The organism is Klebsiella pneumoniae complex sp. WS1778 (genome assembly GCF_049472055.1).
GTDB lineage: Bacteria > Pseudomonadota > Gammaproteobacteria > Enterobacterales > Enterobacteriaceae > Klebsiella > Klebsiella quasipneumoniae.
Genome location: NZ_JBKGTJ010000006.1, coordinates 1 through 17,939, shown reverse-complemented (window position 1 = coordinate 17,939; position 17,939 = coordinate 1). Strand labels below are relative to the sequence as shown.

The 17,939-nt window shown below is 59.9% G+C and carries 17 protein-coding genes and 2 pseudogenes; 11 read left to right on the top strand and 8 right to left on the bottom strand.

Translation table 11 applies throughout. The features are described from left to right. The first annotated feature begins 3 nt into the window (after positions 1-3). From eefC to ACLEXF_RS21550, 6 genes are all read left to right on the top strand, one after another. Entirely contained in the window at positions 4-1,368 is a 1,365-nt protein-coding gene (eefC, locus tag ACLEXF_RS21575; protein ID WP_049093866.1) for a multidrug efflux RND transporter outer membrane subunit EefC, read from the top strand. A 45-nt stretch (positions 1,369-1,413) separates the two neighbouring features. Next, the gene (locus ACLEXF_RS21570; RefSeq protein ID WP_017900179.1) at positions 1,414-2,577 is read left to right on the top strand and encodes a multidrug effflux MFS transporter; all 1,164 of its coding nucleotides are present in this window, start codon (positions 1,414-1,416) and stop codon (positions 2,575-2,577) included. A 162-nt stretch (positions 2,578-2,739) separates the two neighbouring features. Beyond that, the gene (gene murQ, locus ACLEXF_RS21565; RefSeq protein WP_017900180.1) at positions 2,740-3,642 is read left to right on the top strand and encodes an N-acetylmuramic acid 6-phosphate etherase; all 903 of its coding nucleotides are present in this window, start codon (positions 2,740-2,742) and stop codon (positions 3,640-3,642) included. 24 nt (positions 3,643-3,666) lie between these two features. Continuing rightward, positions 3,667-5,097 (top strand): PTS N-acetylmuramic acid transporter subunit IIBC, encoded by a 1,431-nt coding sequence (gene murP / locus ACLEXF_RS21560; RefSeq protein WP_004205128.1) that lies wholly within the window; start codon positions 3,667-3,669, stop codon positions 5,095-5,097. A 151-nt stretch (positions 5,098-5,248) separates the two neighbouring features. After that, positions 5,249-6,151, top strand: coding sequence for a DMT family transporter (locus ACLEXF_RS21555; RefSeq protein WP_004205129.1), 903 nt, complete (start codon positions 5,249-5,251; stop codon positions 6,149-6,151). A 106-nt stretch (positions 6,152-6,257) separates the two neighbouring features. After that, a complete protein-coding gene (locus tag ACLEXF_RS21550) occupies positions 6,258-6,548 on the top strand; it encodes a YicS family protein (RefSeq protein ID WP_002923120.1) in 291 nt (96 codons plus the stop codon). A gap of 3 nt (positions 6,549-6,551) precedes the next feature. On the opposite strand, the gene ACLEXF_RS21545 is transcribed toward ACLEXF_RS21550, so the two are convergent. Genes ACLEXF_RS21545 through galB form a run of 4 tightly spaced genes read right to left on the bottom strand, consistent with a single transcriptional unit; the run spans position 6,552 to position 9,958 of the window. Next, on the bottom strand, positions 6,552-7,415 hold the full coding sequence (locus tag ACLEXF_RS21545) for an NAD(P)-dependent oxidoreductase (RefSeq protein WP_182971997.1): 864 nt from the start codon (positions 7,413-7,415) through the stop codon (positions 6,552-6,554). Between the two features lie 5 nt (positions 7,416-7,420). Next, positions 7,421-8,506: a 4-oxalomesaconate tautomerase gene (locus ACLEXF_RS21540; protein ID WP_004205131.1), complete on the bottom strand. Its 1,086-nt coding sequence runs from the start codon at positions 8,504-8,506 to the stop codon at positions 7,421-7,423. Between the two features lies 1 nt (position 8,507). Continuing rightward, positions 8,508-9,221 (bottom strand): 4-carboxy-4-hydroxy-2-oxoadipate aldolase/oxaloacetate decarboxylase, encoded by a 714-nt coding sequence (locus ACLEXF_RS21535; RefSeq protein ID WP_017900182.1) that lies wholly within the window; start codon positions 9,219-9,221, stop codon positions 8,508-8,510. Beyond that, the gene (galB, locus tag ACLEXF_RS21530) at positions 9,218-9,958 is read right to left on the bottom strand and encodes a 4-oxalmesaconate hydratase (RefSeq protein WP_004205133.1); all 741 of its coding nucleotides are present in this window, start codon (positions 9,956-9,958) and stop codon (positions 9,218-9,220) included. Before galB ends, ACLEXF_RS21535 begins: the two co-directional genes overlap by 4 nt. Positions 9,959-10,085: 127 nt before the next feature. Between galB and ACLEXF_RS21525 the strand changes: the two genes are divergently transcribed. Then, positions 10,086-11,312, top strand: coding sequence for a LysR family transcriptional regulator (locus ACLEXF_RS21525; protein WP_017900183.1), 1,227 nt, complete (start codon positions 10,086-10,088; stop codon positions 11,310-11,312). Here ACLEXF_RS21525 and ACLEXF_RS21520 read toward each other — a convergent pair. The 4 genes and pseudogenes from ACLEXF_RS21520 to ACLEXF_RS21505 form a co-directional block, all read right to left on the bottom strand. Further along, a complete protein-coding gene (locus tag ACLEXF_RS21520; protein WP_004205139.1) occupies positions 11,309-12,571 on the bottom strand; it encodes a gallate dioxygenase in 1,263 nt (420 codons plus the stop codon). The two genes, ACLEXF_RS21525 and ACLEXF_RS21520, sit on opposite strands and share 4 nt — an antisense overlap. Positions 12,572-12,584: 13 nt before the next feature. Then, a pseudogene (locus tag ACLEXF_RS21515) lies at positions 12,585-13,954 on the bottom strand (MFS transporter). Between the two features lie 213 nt (positions 13,955-14,167). Next, a complete protein-coding gene (locus tag ACLEXF_RS21510; RefSeq protein ID WP_004205142.1) occupies positions 14,168-15,109 on the bottom strand; it encodes a LacI family DNA-binding transcriptional regulator in 942 nt (313 codons plus the stop codon). Further along, entirely contained in the window at positions 15,093-15,308 is a 216-nt protein-coding gene (locus ACLEXF_RS21505) for a hypothetical protein (protein WP_131080047.1), read from the bottom strand. Before ACLEXF_RS21505 ends, ACLEXF_RS21510 begins: the two co-directional genes overlap by 17 nt. 94 nt (positions 15,309-15,402) lie before the next feature. Here ACLEXF_RS21505 and ACLEXF_RS21500 point away from each other — a divergent pair, with 94 nt between their 5' ends. The 4 genes and pseudogenes from ACLEXF_RS21500 to ACLEXF_RS21485 form a co-directional block, all read left to right on the top strand. Further along, complete coding sequence (locus ACLEXF_RS21500) at positions 15,403-15,717, top strand: PTS sugar transporter subunit IIB (protein WP_004205143.1); 315 nt, start codon at positions 15,403-15,405, stop codon at positions 15,715-15,717. 11 nt (positions 15,718-15,728) lie between these two features. Further along, on the top strand, positions 15,729-17,051 hold the full coding sequence (locus tag ACLEXF_RS21495; RefSeq protein WP_004205144.1) for a PTS sugar transporter subunit IIC: 1,323 nt from the start codon (positions 15,729-15,731) through the stop codon (positions 17,049-17,051). 98 nt (positions 17,052-17,149) lie between these two features. Then, positions 17,150-17,452 carry a PTS lactose/cellobiose transporter subunit IIA gene (locus ACLEXF_RS21490; RefSeq protein WP_004205145.1) on the top strand — a complete coding sequence of 101 codons (303 nt, stop codon included), beginning with the start codon at positions 17,150-17,152 and terminating at the stop codon, positions 17,450-17,452. Positions 17,453-17,597: 145 nt separating this feature from the next. After that, a pseudogene (locus ACLEXF_RS21485) lies at positions 17,598-17,939 on the top strand (hypothetical protein); the annotation flags it as partial.

Below are 17,939 nucleotides of genomic sequence, written 5' to 3'. Positions count from 1 at the left end.
AGTATGTTTCGTTTGAGTTTTATGTTTATCGCGCTCCTGACCGCGGGCTGCGTCTCGCTTGACCCGCATTATGATCGCCCGGCCGCGCCGGTGCCGGCCACCCTGCCCGGGGCGCACGGCGAATCGACGGCGGTGGTCGGCGACTGGCAGAAAGTGGTCAATGACGCGCGGCTGAAAAAAGTGGTCAGTATCGCGCTGAACAGCAACCGCGATGTGCAAAAGGCGCTGGCCGATATCGAGGCCGCGCGCGCCCAGTACGGCGAGACGCGGGCGTCGCTGTTTCCCACTGTCGATGCCGAGCTGAGCCATAGCCGCAGCAAAACGGTGGCCAGCGGCCTGAGCTCATCTTCGCAGGCCGACGGCGCGGTCTCCAGCTTCGAGCTGGATCTGTTTGGCAAAAACCAGAGCCTGTCACGCGCGGCGCGCGAAACCTGGCTTGCCAGCGAATTCACCGCGCAGAATACCCGACTGACGATGATTGCCGATTTGACCACCGCCTGGGTGACGCTGGCGACGGATAACAGCAATCTGGCGCTGGCGCAGCAGACCATGGACAGCGCAGCAAACTCGCGCAACATCGTCGCCCGCCAGATGGCGGTGGGCACCGCCTCCGCCGGCGATTTAAGCTCGGCGGAAAGCGTCTATCAGCAGGCGCGCGCCAGCGTCGCCAGCTACCGCACGCTGGTGGCGCAGGATAAAAACGCCATTAACCTGCTGGCGGGGGAAACCGTGCCGGAGAGCCTGCTGCCCGGCACCCTCGAAAGTCTGGGGGATAACAGCATCGCCCTGGTGCCGGCGGGGGTGTCGTCGTCGGTGCTGCTGCGCCGGCCGGATATACAGGAAGCGGAGCACAACCTGAAGAGCGCCAATGCCGATATCGGCGCGGCGCGGGCGAATTTCTTCCCGTCGATTTCCCTGACCGCCAGCGCCGGGGTCGGCAGCGACTCGCTGTCGTCACTGTTCAGCCACGGGATGCAGGTGTGGTCGTTCGCCCCCTCCATCAGCCTGCCGCTGTTCACCGGCGGCAGCAACCTGGCGCAGTTGCGCTATGCGGAAGCGGAGAAAAAGGGGCTGATCGCCACCTACGAGAAATCGATTCAGAGCGCCTTTAAGGACGTTGCCGATGCGCTGGCCCGCCGGGAAACGCTGAGCGAAGAGCTCGATGCCCAGCGGCAGTACGTCGCCGCCGAGCAGACCTCGCTGGATATCGCCATGAAGAGCTATCAGGCCGGGGTCGGCGATTATCTGTCGGTGCTTACGGCCCAGCGCACGCTGTGGTCGGCGAAGACGACGCTGCTGTCCCTGCAGCAGACCGACCTCAATAACCGGATCACCCTCTGGCAGTCGCTGGGCGGCGGCGCCAGTTAATTTCACCCGCCGGGCGGCCGCGCCCGGCTTCTGTAAGGAATCGTTATGCCACGTGTTTCCCTCTCCTGGGCGCTGATCCTCGGCCTGCTGTCGGGCATCGGCCCGCTGTGCACTGATTTTTATCTGCCGGCGCTGCCGGAGATAACTCAGCAACTGCAGGCCACCAGCACCCAGACCCAGCTGTCGCTGACCGCCGCGCTGATTGGCCTCGGCCTGGGTCAGCTGTTTTTCGGCCCGCTGAGCGACCGCATTGGCCGCCTGAAACCCCTGGCGCTGTCCCTGCTGCTGTTTATCTTCTCTTCGGCGATGTGCGCCCTGACAAGGGATATCAACATGCTGATTGTCTGGCGTTTTTTACAGGGCTTCGCTGGCGCCGGCGGTTCGGTGCTGTCGCGCTCCATCGCCCGCGATAAATACCAGGGCACCCTGCTGACCCAGTTTTTCGCCCTGCTGATGACGGTGAACGGTATTGCGCCGGTTCTGTCACCGGTGCTGGGCGGCTACGTGATCACCGCCTTCGACTGGCGAATTCTCTTCTGGACGATGGCCGCCATTGGCGGCGCGCTGCTGGTGATGAGCCTGACTATCCTGCGGGAAACGCGCCCGGCCGCGGCAACCAATGCGACCCGCCAGCGGCCCGGCCAGCCGGTGCTGAAGAATCGTCGTTTTCTACGCTTCTGCCTGATTCAGGCCTTTATGATGGCCGGACTGTTCTCCTACATCGGCTCCTCTTCCTTCGTGATGCAGAGCGAATACGGCATGAGCGCCATGCAGTTCAGCCTGCTGTTCGGTCTGAACGGTATCGGGCTGATTATCGCGGCGATGATCTTTTCCCGTCTGGCGCGCCGCTTCAGCGCCGAAAGCCTGCTGCGCGGCGGCCTGACGCTGGCGGTGAGCTGCGCGGCGATCATGCTGCTGTTTGCCTGGCTGCAGCTGCCGGTGCTGGCGCTGGTCGGCCTGTTCTTTACCGTGTCGCTGATGAGCGGCATCAGCACCGTCGCCGGCGCGGAGGCGATGAGCGCCGTTGACGCCGCCCAGTCCGGCACCGCGTCCGCGCTGATGGGCACCCTGATGTTTGTCTTCGGCGGCATCGCCGCGCCGCTGGCGGGCCTCGGTGGCGAAACGATGCTGAAAATGAGCCTCGCGATGGCGATCTGCTACCTGCTGGCGCTGCTAATGGGCCTCAGCCAGCCGCGCAGCGCGCGCTAAACGCCAGGTGCGGTAATAAAATATTCCATCTTTATTACCGCACTATTTCCCGCCATCTCTACCATTCTCGTATTATTCTCCGCGTACTAATCGTGATACTCTTCACAGGCAAGGAATAAATAATTCCTTATACTGCGCACGACTGAGAATAACGAGGTTTCTATGAGTATCGACCTGAGCAAACTGCTGACCGAGCGACGCAACGCCAACAGCGCCAACATTGACACCCTTTCCACCCTCGAGATGCTGACGGTGATAAACCAGGAAGACCAGCAGGTGGCCCAGGCGATTACGCCCTATCTGCCGCAGATTGCCGAGGTGGTGGATAAGGTCGCGACGGCGCTGCAGGCCGGTGGCCGCTTGATTTATATCGGCGCTGGCACCTCAGGGCGTCTGGGGATCCTCGATGCCAGCGAATGCCCACCGACCTTCGGCACCCGCCCGGAGCAGGTGGTGGGGATCATCGCCGGCGGACATAAAGCGATCCTCAGCGCCGTGGAAAACGTGGAAGACAACAAAGCGCAGGGGGCGATGGATCTGCAGAACCTGAACTTCAGCCACCGCGATGTGCTGGTGGGGCTGGCGGCCAGCGGACGCACGCCGTACGTCATTGGCGCTATGGAGTATGCCCATCGCCAGAATGCCTTTGTCGCCATCGTCAGCTGTAACCCGCATGGCGAAATGGCCCAGCTGGCGGACGTCGCCATTACTCCGGTGGTCGGCCCGGAGGTGGTGACCGGCTCTACCCGCCTGAAAGCCGGCACTGCGCAGAAGCTGGTGCTGAACATGATCTCCACCGGGGCGATGATCCGCGTCGGCAAGGTCTACAGCAATCTGATGGTCGACGTCGAAGCGACCAACGCCAAGCTGATTGAGCGCCAGGTTTCCATCGTGATGGAGGCGACCGATTGCGATCGCCCCACCGCCCAGAATGCGCTGGAGGCCTGCGGCCGCCACTGTAAAACGGCGATCGTGATGGTGCTGGCGGACTTAAGCGCCGAAGAGGCGCAGTCGCTGCTGGCGAAAAACAACGGCTATATCCGCAAGGCGCTCAGCAACGCCTGAGCGCCGACAGACAGGTAACGGGCAATGGCAAAAATAACGAAAGAGATGATAGCGCGGATCCTCAGCCACGTGGGCGGCGCCGCAAACGTCGCGCAGGCGGGCAACTGCATGACGCGCCTGCGCTTGACCCTGCGCGATGAAGGGCTGGCCGACACCGCCGCCATCCGCCAGATTGACGGCGTGATGGGGGTGATCGTCAGCGACGAGCAGTTCCAGGTAGTGCTCGGCCCCGGCAAAGCGCAAACCGCCGCCGAGATGATGAACGGCCTGCTGGAGGAGGCCCCCGCCGCGCCGTCGCTGGCCGACGTCGCGGCGGAGAGAAAACAGGCGCTGAAGGGCAAGCAGACCAGCGCGGTGCAGAAGTTTCTCGCCAAATTCGCCACCATCTTTACGCCGCTAATCCCCGGCTTTATCGCCGTCGGGCTGCTGCTGGGCTTCGCCACCCTGGCGGAACAGGTTTTCGTGCTGGAGAACGCCCATCCGAACGCCAGCCTGGTGGCGCTGATTGGCTATATGAAGGTCTTCAGCAAAGGGATGTTCACCTTCCTGAGCATCCTGATTGGCTATAACGCGCAGAAGGCGTTCGGCGGCTCCGGGGTAAACGGCGCGATTATCGCCTCGCTGTTCGTGCTGGGCTACAACCCGGAGGCGACCAGCGGCGTCTACGCCGGGATCTCCACCTTCTTCGGCCACAGCATCGATCCGCGCGGCAATATCATCGGCGTACTGATCGCCGCCATCCTTGGCGCGTGGGTTGAACGCCAGGTGCGGCGGGTAATGCCGGCCAACCTCGATATGATCCTCACCTCGGCGGTGACGCTGCTGATCATGGGCGCGGTGACCTTTACGGTGATCATGCCGATTGGCGGCTGGTTGTTTACCGGCATGTCGTGGTTGTTCCTGCATCTTAATGGCAATCCGTTTGGCTCGGCGGTGCTGGCCGGTCTGTTCCTGCTGGCGGTGATGTTCGGCGTCCATCAGGGGTTTGTCCCGGTCTATTTTGCGCTGGTGGATGCCCAGGGCTTTAACTCGCTGTTCCCGATCCTGGCGATGGCCGGGGCCGGGCAGGTGGGGGCGGCCCTGGCGCTGTTCTGGCGGGCGAAGCGCGATTCGCTACTGCGAACCCAGATTAAGGGGGCGATTATTCCGGGCTTCCTCGGGATTGGCGAGCCGCTAATCTACGGCGTCACCTTGCCGCGGATGAAGCCGTTTGTTACCGCCTGCCTCGGCGGCGCCTGCGGCGGCTTCTTCGTCGGGCTGATCGCCTGGCTGGGGCTGCCGGTCGGCCTGAACACCGTGTTCGGTCCGTCCGGGCTGGTGGCGCTGCCGCTGATGACCTCCGGCAGCGGGATTTACGCCGGGATGGCGGTTTACGCCGGCGGACTGGCGGTCTCCTACCTGTGCGGCTTTGTGCTCACCTGGCTGTTCGGCAGTAAAAATGTCGATTTAAGCTAGAACGCGATTGTCGGGTCATGCCCGGCGGCGACTTCGCCTTCCCGGGCCTGCAAAATCGTTACCCCAGCGCGGCCAACTACCATTTCCTGCCCCGCCGCCCGGGCGGGCGCATGCTATGATTCCCCTTTGTCACATTTCACCAGAGGAAAAGATGGGCTCCAGCAAAAAAGGGATGCTGAACGTACTGATTGCCGCCGTGCTGTGGGGCAGTTCCGGGGTATGCGCGCAGTTTATTATGCAGGAAAGCCAGATGTCGTCGCCGTTTCTGACCATGACGCGTCTGCTGTTCGCCGGGCTGATCCTGCTGATGCTCGGCTTTGTTCACGGCGACCGCATTTTCCGCGTGCTGCAAAACCGCCGCGACGCCGTCAGCCTGCTGTTTTTCTCGCTGTTTGGCGCGTTAACCGTGCAATTCACCTTTTTGATGACCATTGAAAAATCGAATGCCGCCACGGCCACAGTGCTGCAGTTCCTGTCCCCGACGATCATCGTCGCCTGGTTCGCCCTCGCCCGCAAAGCGCGCCCCACTCCGTTGGTGCTGGGGGCTATCTGCACCTCGCTGGCGGGCACCTTTCTGCTGGTCACCCACGGCAACCCGACGACGCTGTCGATTTCGCCGGCGGCGCTGTTCTGGGGGATCGCCTCGGCGTTTGCCGCCGCGTTTTATACCACCTATCCCTCGACGCTAATTGCCCGCTACGGGACGCTGCCGATCGTCGGCTGGAGTATGTTGTTCGGCGGTGCGATGCTGCTGCCGTTTTACGGCGGCCAGGGCACCGATTTTGTGGTGAACGGCAGCCTGCTGTTAGCTTTTTTCTACCTGGTGGTGATCGGTACTTCGCTGACATTCAGCCTTTATCTTAACGGCGCGCAGAAGATTGGCGGCGCCAAAGCGGGGATCCTCAGCTGCGCCGAACCGCTGAGCAGCGCCCTGCTGTCGCTCCTGCTGCTGGGGATCACCTTCACGCTGCCGGACTGGCTGGGCACTCTGCTGATCCTGGCGTCAGTGGTGCTAATCGCCATCGACTCGCGGCGGCGGGTGAGAGCCGCCTGAGGCGATGATAACAAACGCCTTTTCAATAAGTTAAATTAACCGCTATTTGCGTGTTTTCCCGCCTGCGCATATAGTTGACGGAAGCGATTACGGAAGGAGAAGCCTGATGAAAGCATGTTGGATGGTATGCCTGGTCACCGCCCTGAGCGCCACGTCGGCGTGGGCCGAATCACCGCTGCAAAGCCTGCAGTTCGAGCAGCAAAAGCAGCAGGTGCTTAAAGCGGTGAAGGAAAAATGCGCGCCAGCAAGCCACCTTAGCGACAACGATTTTGCCAATAAAGTACTGGCGACCGACGGCAACAAGAACGCGGTCCGCGAAGCGACGCTGGCGAAAGAGCGCAATAACCAAAAAAGCTACCAGGCCGCAATCGACAAAATCGTCTGTCCGGCCAAATAGCGGTTATTTCAGCCTGGCGACCAGCGTTTTCCAGTCAAACGGCGTCAGCTGCCTGTAGCTCAGGCTACGGGCGGCCATCTGCTCCGGAAGCTGGCGCTGGCTTTTCGCGATCGCCTCGCTCATTATCCCGGCGCTCCCCACATCACGCAGGGTTTTCACCACCTCTTCCATCTCTTCGCTGCGCCGAACGCCATGTTCCGCCACCCGGCTGATCAGATAGTCGGGAAACGCGCCTGTCCAGCCCAGAGACGGGAAACTATGATGCAAGGAGCTAAGCACCTCCTCCTCGACGCCATATTCACGGGCCGCGAACAGGCATTCTGTGGTGAGCGCTTCAAGACCTTTGATCATCACGCTACGGCACATTTTTATCGCCGACACCTGGCCCACCGTACTGGCGCCATAGCGGGCATTCAGCCCCAGCCCCTGCAGACGCGGCGCGATCGCCTCCGCCTGCGGCCCGCCGATCAATAACGGTGTCTGCAATCGGGCCGGCGGCACCGGCGCCATCACCGCGACATCAATGTAGGCGCCGGGCAGAAAATGTTCAGCTGCCTGCCGTTTCGTTTCCGGCGCCACGGAGTTGAGATCGAGGAAATATTGCCCCGGCTGCAGCAGCGCGGCGGCCTGCTGCGCGACCTTTAGCGCCTCACCGGCGGTCACAGTAGAAAAAATCAGCGCGGCGCTCTCCAGCGCCTGCGCCAGCGAACTCCCCGCCTGAACGCGCGAATCACCGGCTTTCCTGACCATTGCCTCTCGCTCCGGGCCATTGAGCTTGCAATCCCATATGGTCACCGCATGCTCACGGGCCAGATCTGCCGCCAGAATGCCACCCGCCTCGCCAAAACCAATAAACGCGATTGTCATCATCATTACTCCTCACGCGGCCAGACGCGGGCCGGAATAAAAACTTCGCCAGCAAACAGCAGTCGCGCCGTGCGTAACAGGCCGCAGCCTGTCAGGGCGCCGTCTGCGTCAAGCTGAAGCGTCACGCTAAATTCGCCTGTCGGATGCTCAACGCTGAGCAGCGGCGTAGCGCCTGGCGCGACCTGCGCCATGCCCTGCGCGACGGATCCAGGAAGCAGACAGGCGCTGGCCACGCTCACCGCGCCAAATACGCCGATCGACGCGTGGCAGCGGTGCGGGATAAAGGTGCGGCTGCTGATGGCGCCGCCGTGTCGCGGCTCGGCGATCAGGGTCATCTTGGGCACCGTGCGCTGGCTGACGTCGCCAAGCTGCATCAGCGGCCCGGCCTGCAGGCGAATCGACTCCAGGCGACGTTTAAGCGCGTCGTCATTATCCAGCTGTTCGCGTGTCTCATAGCCGGTGCAACCGAGGTCGCACGCGCGCAGCAGGATCACCGGCATTCCGTTATCGATGCAGGTCACCTCGACGCCGTCAAAACGGTCACGGACCCGGCCGGTCGGCAGCAGTGCCCCGCAGCTGGAGCCTGCCACATCAAGAAAATGGAGCAGGATCGGGCTGGCGCTGCCCGGCACGCCATCGATACGACTCTCGCCGACGTAGTCGACCCCGTCGGCATCGCAGGGGATCTCTGCCACCGCCAGTTGCCCCGTGTTCTCCATATAAATACGCACCCGAGTGAGCGGCGCATCGTGGCGAATCAGCCCACGCTCGATGGCGAAAGGGCCAACGGCGGCAAGAATATTGCCGCAGTTTTGGCCGTAGTCCACAGAGGCCCCCGTCACGTTCACCTGGGCAAACAGATAGTCCACATCGGCGTCAGGCCGTGCGGAGCGGCGGATAATCGCCACTTTACTGGTCAGCGGATCGGCGCCGCCGATCCCGTCAATTTGCCGGGGATCAGGCGAGCCCATCACCGCCAGCAGCACCGCATCACGTTGCACCGGATCGGCAGGCAGATCGTCAGCCAGAAAACAGGCCGCCTTCGAGGTGCCGCCGCGCATCCATAGACAGGGAATTCCGCGTTGCGCCATCTTACTCCTCCACCTCATCTGCGCTGTCGTAATACCGCAGCCCCTTTTCCGCCAGACGCTGGCGCATCGCGTAAATATCCAGCCCCAGCTCGCCATGGCGCATCCGCTCACGCTTCGCAAGCTCATTGCTCATGCGTGCTTCCGCTTTATCGAGCACATCACGCACCTGGGCGTGAGGCAGCACCACGACGCCATCGTCGTCGGCCACCACGACATCGCCCGGCTGCACAAGCTGGCCTGCGCAAATCACCGGGACGTTAACCGAGCCGAGGCTCTCTTTCACCGTTCCCTGGGCATAAACCTGACGGGACCAGACAGCGAATCCCATCTCCCGCAACGTTTGCGAATCGCGAATGCCGATATCGCCCACCAGACCGACCACACCGCGCGATTGGAGAGACGTCGCCAGCAGATCGCCGAAGAAGCCATCGCCGCACGGCGACGTCGGGGCCACCACCAGAATATCGCCGGCGCGGCACTGCTCGACCGCGACATGAAACATCCAGTTGTCGCCTGGCGTCACCAGTACCGTGACCGCGTTGCCCGCCCGGCTGACGCCCTGCTGAATCGGACGGATTGCCGGCCCCATCAGCCCCTGGCGTGCCCAGGCTTCATGGAGCGTCGCTACCCCGGCCGCCTCACAGCGGCGCAAAACCGCCTCGTCATGGCGCGGCAGATGGCGGATCACAAGGCCTTTTTTATTTAACAGCTTCATGCCAGGTTCTCCGTTACGCGGGGGAAGATGCTCTGGAAGGCTTCACCGTGAACGATATCACGCGCGGCCGTGATGCCGATGTTGCGTTTGGCCTGCACTCCGCGCTGCAGCGCCACGCGGGTGTAGTACTCCCACAAATGCTCCTGGCCCTGCATACACTGAATGGCCTGATACTTTTTCTCCCAGACAGTGGTGATGTCCAGCAGCACATCAGGCTTCCAGTTGCACTGCTCCGGCTGGTGCGGTTCGAAACAGTAAACCGGGGGAGCAGCGACAATTTTCTCGCCGGGGCGATAGCCTTCTGCCTGAGCGATAATCCGAGCCTCCTGAGCCAGGTGGGAGGCCAGCGGGTGATCGTAGTTATAGGGATCCTGCAGCGAGTGCGTCAGAACAAAGTGGGGCTGGATACGGCGATACACATCCGCCAGACGAAACAGCGTCTCTTTATCGGCGCGCAACGGATAGTCGCCGATATCAAAGAATTCGACGCTGGCGCCCAGGATCTCGGCGGCGGCCTGCGCCTCTTCGCGACGGACTTGCTTCACCGCCTCCTCGGTCATGTTGCCTTTACGCCACAATTTGGCGGACTCGCCGCGCTCGCCAAAGGATAAACAGACCACATGGACCTGATAGCCCTGCAGGGCATGCAGCGCTATCGCACCGCCCGCGCGCCAGACGAAATCGGCCGAGTGGGCGCTGACGACAAGGGCACTTTTTTCGCTAACCGGATGAGACATGATGGCTTCCTCTGTTGTTTTTTTCAGCTTGTCATGTCCCGCCGTTGGAAGGTAATTCGTTAACTTGCGAAGGCTATGATTTTTATTTATGTTGTCGACTCACTCACTATTTCAGGCCTGACGAATAATGCTGAAGAGAAAGCACGATAAAATCATAAATATCATGCAGCTGCGCTTTTTTTGTCAGGTCGCGCTGCGCGGAAGCGTCTCGCGTGCTGCCGATGACTTATTCCGCACGCAGTCAGCGATAACCCGGGCTATCCGCGACCTTGAAGCCGCGTTGAACGTCACGCTGTTCGAACGCCATTACAGCGGCATGGTGCCCACCGAGTATGGCAAGTGCATCCTGCCGCGCGCCCGGCGGGCGATTGACGACCTGCAGGCCATCCCGGCGCTGTTGCAGAAGCACCATACCCGCACCAGCGGCCCGCTGGCGGACGCCGGTTGGCTGTTCAATACCCGCCGGTTAGCCATTTTTATTCAGCTCTATCACGTCAACCATACCCAAACCGTCGCGCAACAGTTGGGGATCACCCAGCCGGCGGTCAGCGCCGCGCTGAAGGTCCTGGAGAAAGGGGCGGATTCGGCGCTGTTTCGCCGAACGCCAGAAGGGGTGCGTCCCACGCCTGCCGCTGAACTGCTCTATCCCCCGGTGAGCAGAGCGCTCAACGAGCTGGAAAACATCTGGAGCGATCTCGCCGCCCGTCGCGGGGTGCTGGAGGGCACCGTGCGCATTGGCGCCCTGCCGCTGAGTCGCACCCGGCTACTGCCCTCCGCCATTGCCGCCTTTCTGGCCCAGCACCCGGGTATTACCCTCATGACCAATGAAAGCCCGTATGAGTCGCTGGTCGCCGATATGCGCGCAGGTAATATCGATTTTATTATCGGCGCCCTGCGTCAGGATGAAGATCTCCCGGACCTCTGTAGCGAGGCGTTATTCGAAGAGGATATGCTGATTTTACTGCGTAATAACCACCCGCTGCTGCGCCATCCGGATCCGCGCAGCCAGCTGGCGACGGCACAATGGGTGCTGCCGCGCGCCAACGCGCCGGCGCGCCATTTGCTGGATAAGGCGTTTGTCACCCTGGGGCTGCCGCTGCCCCAGCCGACGGTGGAGACCGGGGATGCGGCGATGGTGCGAGGATTGCTGCAGGACTCCGACATGCTGGCGGCGGTTTCCGCCAGCCAGATGCGTTTTGAAACTGACAATGGGTTGCTCAGCGTGTTGCCGGTCCCCCTGCCCGATACCACCCGGCGTATCGGGCTGACGTTTCGCGCCGGCAGCCTGCCCTCCCCGGCGACGCAGGCGCTGTTGCGTTTTATTTATCAGCAGGTTCAGGACGGGACTGTTTAACGTTTACCCGCCACCGAATAGGTTACCTGTTGGTTGCGCGTTTGCTGAAACGCCTCCAGCGTCTGCCCGCGCATCGCGGCGTAAATATGCAGGTTGGATACGCCGACCACCGCGCCCATTTTCTCCAGCAGGAAGAAACTGGCGCCATACTGAATCAATCCCCGCCAGTCGCGTGCGTTGAGCAACTGCTGTTCCTCCTCACTCAGTCCGGCTTCGGCATAAAGCGACTGAGGCGACTGCAGAAAACGTTCGCGCCAGGCAGGCTCAATCAGCCGATGCAGGAAACGGTTAAGCCGCAAGCCATTCAGGCTGCGCTCGTGGGTAAAAGGATAGGTTCCCGGCAGTTTCTCCACCCCGGCCAGCTGCTGCGCCATATGCTGGCGATGGCGCGTCAGGGTATCGACGGGGGGCAGGCGCGCATTGTTCTCAAGGATCAGCGTAGCGATACCGGTCATCGACGGCAGGTAATAGTCGCGCCAGGTTTCGGTGACATTGGCTGATAGCGCGCCGCGCATCACCAGCCACATGATCACCTCAGACCCTTCCATTCCCCCCAGCTCGGCATATTCGCCAAGGGTCATTTCGGTAAGCTTTTCCGGGTCATTAACCAGCATGTCAACAAACTGGGCATCCCAGTCGGGATTATTAAATCCGCAGCGCTCGCCATGAACCTGATGCGAGAGCCCGCCGGTCGCGACAATCGCCACATTGATATCTTCCGGGAAGCTTTCAATTGCCCGGCGCAGCGCCTGGCCGAGTCGGTAACAACGGCGCGCGCTCGGTACCGGAAATTGCAGCACGCCGATCTGTAACGGGATTACCGCCGTCGGCCACCCCTGCGCTTCATCCCAGGGCAACAGCGCCGAAAGCGGCGAGAAAAGGCCGTGGTCGAGCTTTTTATCCATAAAGAACGACATATCAAACTCATCGGCCATCAGGCTGGCGCCAATGTGCCTTGAGAGCGCCGCATTGCCCTGGACCGGCGGCAGACAGCGTGGTCCGCCGCCTTCATCGGCAACGTCATATTGACTATCGATTCCCAGCGTAAATGTCGAATAGTGATCGAAGAAAAAGGCGGTCACATGGTCATTAAAGATGTACACCAGCGCATCCGGTTTTTTCTCCTCCAGCCAGCGCTGCAGCGGTTCGAAGCTCTGGAAGATCGGCGACCATGCCGGGTCCTGCTGTTTATGATGATCGACCGCGAAGCCGATAGTCGGGGTATGAGAGACGGCGATACCGCCGAGAATGTTAGCCATCAGATAACTCCACTTATCGGTGTTCCAGGGGGGATGACAAAGCGTCTAGTTCTGCCTCTGTGAGTCGAGGCTTAGCGTGATTCATACGGTGCAACAAAATACAGGTCCCCGCCAGGCAGGCCGGCAGCGCAAGCACCAAAAAGATCGACGAGTGTCCCGGCACGGCCAGCATCAGCATCCCGCCCAGCGTGGAGCTGAGAATAGCCCCGGTACGGCCGATACCATGCATCCAGCTGACGCCGGTAGCACGGATCTCGGTTTGATAATAGGCTGGCGAATAGGCCTGCAGACCGTTCTGCGCGCCGTTAATGCACATCCCGCTGATAAAAATCAGCACCGACAGCGCCGCCGATCCGAAATCCATCAACCCCTGGGACAACAGGCACAGGCAGCCAAGGAAATAGGTTGCCGCAATCACCGCTTTCGCCGAAGCACGATCCATCAGCATACCGACAAGGATCCCGCCCAGCGGGCCGCCGAGCTGGAACAACCGGTCATCATCGCCGCCTGCTGCAGCGACAGCCCGCCGGAGCGGAGAATGGTTGGCAGCCAGCCGTTCAGCAGATATATCACGAACAGCCCCATAAAATAGGTCAGCCACAGCGCTATCGTGCCGCGGGCATAGCCATGCCGAAACAGCTGCGCCACTTTACTGCTCCGCGTGATGGGCGGCGCATTCAGCTGGAAGACGGTGTCAGCCGTAAACTGGCCTCCAAGCCGGTTAAGCGCCCTGGCGATCTGCTCGCCCGGTAGTCGGCGCGCCACCATGCTCATCGCCGACTCCGGCAACATCACGATCATAAAGGGAAGCACCACGAGCGGCAGCACGCCGCCAAAAATCAGCGCCGAGTGCCAGCTGTAATGCGATAACAACCCGGCAGCGATAAAGCCGCCGAGGCCGGAACCCACGTTGAATCCGCTGTACATCAGGGTGATCATCACCCCTTTACGCCGCTCCGGCATATATTCCGCCACCAGCGTGACGCAATTGGGCATCACGGCGCCAAGTCCGAGGCCGGTGAGAAAGCGCAGCAGCGCCAGCTGCGACGGGCTTTGCGCCACGGCGCCGGCCAGGCTGAACAGCGCAAACAGCGCCACCGACCAGAGTAAAATGCGTTTTCGGCCGTAGCGGTCAGAAAGCGGGCCCGCCACCAGCGCGCCAATGGCGACGCCGAACATAGCCGCCCCAAGAATCGGCCCCATTTCAGCCCGGCTGATGCCCCAGTCCTCGATGAGCGCCGGGGCGACAAAGCCCATCACCGCAGCGTCATACCCATCCAGCATAATGATGATGAAACAGAGCAGCAGCACGTTCCATTGAAAGCGCGAGACCGGGCGGGCATCTATCCACGCTTTCACATCGACAACGTTCATGTGATTCATAGGGTGACTTCCTCAAGCAGGCGGTACGAATGTTCTGGTTAGTGTTTTTTTTGAGTGGAACTTTCGTACTCAACTTAAGGCAGGTCACGCAGGCTGTCCGGTTCGAAAACCCGGCGACAGATATGAGTTTTATTTATAATGTGAGGGATACGACAAAAAACAGCCAATAAAAAACCCGCAGCCAACGGCGGCGGGTCAGGGCAAGAGCGACGATCAGTGCTTTGGAATAATTAAATCGCCGCGCAGCGGGCTGCCGCCCGGGTTGTCCGTTTTCTCGGTCAGCCAGTTGACGATCCGCGACGCCATCGCGTCCATGGAATATTCAATCGCCGGGATAGTCGGGATTCCGGGCAGCTGTAACGATCCGGCGAGGCTAAACACCATCACATTTTGCGGAACGGCGCGGTTAAACGCCTGCAGCTGCGGCACCACGCGCTGCGCCTGCAGCTCATCGCTCACCAGCAGCGCGTTAAAGTTCAGCGTCGTGGCGTTATTGACCAGCTCCTGCACCGCCACCGACGGCGAGGTGTTATCCAGAAACACCAGATTGCGATTAAACGGCAAAAAGTTTTTTTCCAGCGCGTGCTTGTAGCCCAGCAGCACCTGATCGGCAAAGCCGCTGCTCTGCGGATGGATCAGCGCAATCTGCCTTCTGCCCTGGCTTATCAGATAGTGGCAGGCGGTTTCGGCGGCGAAGGCGTGATCGAACTGAATGCTGTTTTCGCCCTCGCTGTCGAGGCAGTCCACCAACACCACGTCCGGGCGGTTAATATTCAGAGGAAAACGCGCGCCGATGATCAGCACGTTATCGCACAGCCCGCAGGTTAACTCCTCCAGCGAGTTCATCACGCCGCTGCTGGTGTTGGCGAAGCGCAGCAGCAGGTGCTTCTGGTGCTGGCTGAGCTGTTTTTCCAGGGCGTAGAGATAGCTGGTGGTTTGATTGATATTGTCCTGGGCGCAGATGACGCCGATGCAGCCGGTGGACTGGCTAAGCAACGACTGGGCTATCATGTTTGGCCGGTAATTGAGCGCTTCCGCCGCCTGCAGCACCGCCTGACGACTGGCTTCCTTCACGCCACGTGAGCCGCTCAACACTCGCGACACCGTGGCTTTAGAAACCCCGGCAAGTCGTGAAACATCATTGATTGTCGACATCATTTTCCCCTGCGCGGGCGCCGCGTCCCGCCAAAATCCTGTAAACCTGAATCGCTTCAATTATGACCAGCGCAGTATATCCATTTCGCCATTTGTTTGGAAACCGATTTTCCATTTCAGCGCAAAACATCGCCAAATCGACAGAATAATGTGAGCCAAATCCAATAAATCCGCCCCATAAGCAGGAGATCTTGACCACTATCACAGTTCTGCTTTTTATAAATGGAAACCGGTTTCCGTCTGATATCAAATCATCCACGCAATAACTTTTTACATTTTGAGGATGGTCGTCGATGTACAAGATTATGCTGTGCTGCTCTGCCGGAATGTCCACCAGTCTGCTGGTCAGAAAGATGGTGGAGGCGGCGAATGAACGTGATCTGCCGGTGCAGATTGACGCCTATGGCGTTTCCGAATTTGACATCCAGTTTCCGCAGTATCAGGTGGTGTTGCTAGGCCCCCAGGTGAAATACATGTTGAAAACCCTGTCTGACAAAGCGGCTTCCCTGAACATTCCTGTTCAGCCCATCGATACGATGGACTACGGTATGCAGCGGGGAGACAACGTCCTGAATTATGCTCTGTCGCTGATCGCAGCGGCGCACTGAGAGGTGTTGAAATGAGTTCTCTGTATCAGTCCATGATTGCCGTGATCGAGCAATCTATTACTCCGCTGGCAGGACGCCTTGGGCAGCAGAAATATGTTATCGCTATCCGCGATGGCTTCACTGCCGCATTGCCGTTTATGATCATCGGCTCTTTCATGCTGGTATTTATCTTTCCGCCGTTTTCACCCGAGACCACCAACGGCTTTGCCCGCGGCTGGCTCGATTTCTCCCAGCACTACCGCGAACAGCTGATGCTGCCGTTTAACCTCAGCATGGGCGTAATGACCTTCTTTATCTCGGTCGGCATTGGCGCCAGCCTCGGTCGTCAGTTTCAGCTGGATCCGGTGATGTCCGGTCTGCTGGCGTTTATGGCCTTCCTGCTGGTCGCCGCGCCCTATGCCGATGGAAAAATTTCCACTCAGTATCTGTCCGGCCAGGGCATTTTTACCGCCCTCATCACCGCCATCTACTCCACCCGCGTCTACGCGTGGCTGAAGCAAAACAACATCACCATTCGACTGCCGAAAGAGGTACCGACCGGCGTCGCTCGTTCGTTTGAAATCCTTATCCCGGTGCTGGTGGTGATTGGTACTTTGCATCCGCTGAACCTGTTTATCGAAGCGCAGACCGGGATGATCCTGCCGCAGGCGATCATGCATCTGCTGGAGCCGCTGGTTTCCGCCTCCGACTCGCTGCCGGCGATTTTGCTCTCCGTCCTGATGTGCCAGATTTTCTGGTTCGCTGGGATCCACGGCTCGCTGATTGTCACCGGCATTATGAACCCGTTCTGGATGGCTAACCTCTCGGCAAACCAGGCGGCGCTGGCGGCCGGCACGGTGTTGCCGCACGTCTATCTGCAGGGCTTCTGGGATCACTATCTGCTGATTGGCGGCGTCGGTTCGACCCTACCGCTGGCCTTCCTGCTGCTGCGTAGTCGGGCCACGCATCTGCGCACCATCGGCAAGATGGGCATCGTGCCGAGCTTCTTTAATATTAACGAGCCGATCCTGTTCGGGGCGCCGATCATCATGAACCCGATGATGTTTATCCCCTTCGTCTGCGTACCGATGGTCAACGCGGTGCTGGCTTACGGCGCGACGCGTCTTGGCTGGCTGAGCCAGGTGGTGTCCCTCACTCCGTGGACCACGCCGGCACCGATTGGCGCCTCGTGGGCGGCCAACTGGACGCTGAGCCCGGTAGTGATGTGCCTTATCTGCATGGTGATGTCGGCGGTGATTTACCTGCCGTTCCTGCGCGCCTATGAACGTTCCTTAATGAAAACCGAAGTTGAGAAAACCAAAAATAGCGTTCCGGTAGCAGAAACCGTTAGCTAATTCCTCTCCGCCCCGGAGAGATAATATGATGGCAGCGTAATAATGCAGAAAAAGGACTTTCACTGCATTATTAAATAATAAAGACCTCAGGAATACACATGATTGAATTAGAAGATGCGGTAATGGAAATTATCGTTAATGCGGGACAGTCACGCTCATTATGTTTTGAAGCGCTACATGCGGCCCGAACCGGAAATATCGACGAAGCGCGTTTACTGTTAAATGAAGCCGACGGTTACGCCCGTCGGGCGCATCAGATGCAGACCCAGCTCATCGAGCAGGATGCCGGTGAAGCGCGTCAGCCTATGACGCTGATTATGGTACATGCCCAGGATCATCTGATGAATTCGCTGCTGGCCCGCGAGTTCTCAGAAGAATTAATCCATCTGTACCAGCGTTAATGAATATGGAATAACGCCTGCGAGAATATTATTCTCCGGCGTCGCTGTACCCTAAAAAAACAAATCAGCTTATTTTGGCTATATATTTTAGCCAGAATGGGATGGTTATTATCTGAAATATATTAATTATTAAAGCGAGATAACCATGAATACTGTGAAAAAACTGCCTTTAGCCATGGCGGTTGTCGCCGCGCTGTGCCCAATTTCCGTAATGGCGCAAGAATTTACTCAGGAACAGATCGACGCCATCGTCGCCAAGGCCGTTGATAAAGCGCTGGCCGAACGCCAGGCGAAAATCGACGCCGCGGCCGACAAAAAGGTCGACGTGATCACCAACCCGCAGACCACCGCCGCCTCGCCGGATATGGCCATTCCATTCGGCCTCAAGTTCAGCGGCTACGCCCGCTATGGCGCCCACTTCCAGACCGGCGACCAGAAATATGTCGGCGTCGACGGCTCCTATAACGGCGCCTCGGCGATCGGCCGC

Coding starts and splice junctions, on each gene's coding strand:
- eefC (WP_049093866.1), top strand. CDS start 4: ATGTTTCGTTTGAGTTTTATGTTTATCGCGCTCCTGACCGCGGGCTGC.
- ACLEXF_RS21500 (WP_004205143.1), top strand. CDS start 15,403: ATGTACAAGATTATGCTGTGCTGCTCTGCCGGAATGTCCACCAGTCTG.
- ACLEXF_RS21495 (WP_004205144.1), top strand. CDS start 15,729: ATGAGTTCTCTGTATCAGTCCATGATTGCCGTGATCGAGCAATCTATT.
- ACLEXF_RS21545 (WP_182971997.1), bottom strand. CDS start 7,415: ATGACAATCGCGTTTATTGGTTTTGGCGAGGCGGGTGGCATTCTGGCG.
- ACLEXF_RS21550 (WP_002923120.1), top strand. CDS start 6,258: ATGAAAGCATGTTGGATGGTATGCCTGGTCACCGCCCTGAGCGCCACG.
- ACLEXF_RS21525 (WP_017900183.1), top strand. CDS start 10,086: ATGCTGAAGAGAAAGCACGATAAAATCATAAATATCATGCAGCTGCGC.
- murP (WP_004205128.1), top strand. CDS start 3,667: ATGGCAAAAATAACGAAAGAGATGATAGCGCGGATCCTCAGCCACGTG.
- ACLEXF_RS21520 (WP_004205139.1), bottom strand. CDS start 12,571: ATGGCTAACATTCTCGGCGGTATCGCCGTCTCTCATACCCCGACTATC.
- ACLEXF_RS21570 (WP_017900179.1), top strand. CDS start 1,414: ATGCCACGTGTTTCCCTCTCCTGGGCGCTGATCCTCGGCCTGCTGTCG.
- ACLEXF_RS21555 (WP_004205129.1), top strand. CDS start 5,249: ATGGGCTCCAGCAAAAAAGGGATGCTGAACGTACTGATTGCCGCCGTG.
- murQ (WP_017900180.1), top strand. CDS start 2,740: ATGAGTATCGACCTGAGCAAACTGCTGACCGAGCGACGCAACGCCAAC.
- ACLEXF_RS21510 (WP_004205142.1), bottom strand. CDS start 15,109: ATGTCGACAATCAATGATGTTTCACGACTTGCCGGGGTTTCTAAAGCC.
- ACLEXF_RS21540 (WP_004205131.1), bottom strand. CDS start 8,506: ATGGCGCAACGCGGAATTCCCTGTCTATGGATGCGCGGCGGCACCTCG.
- ACLEXF_RS21490 (WP_004205145.1), top strand. CDS start 17,150: ATGATTGAATTAGAAGATGCGGTAATGGAAATTATCGTTAATGCGGGA.
- galB (WP_004205133.1), bottom strand. CDS start 9,958: ATGTCTCATCCGGTTAGCGAAAAAAGTGCCCTTGTCGTCAGCGCCCAC.
- ACLEXF_RS21535 (WP_017900182.1), bottom strand. CDS start 9,221: ATGAAGCTGTTAAATAAAAAAGGCCTTGTGATCCGCCATCTGCCGCGC.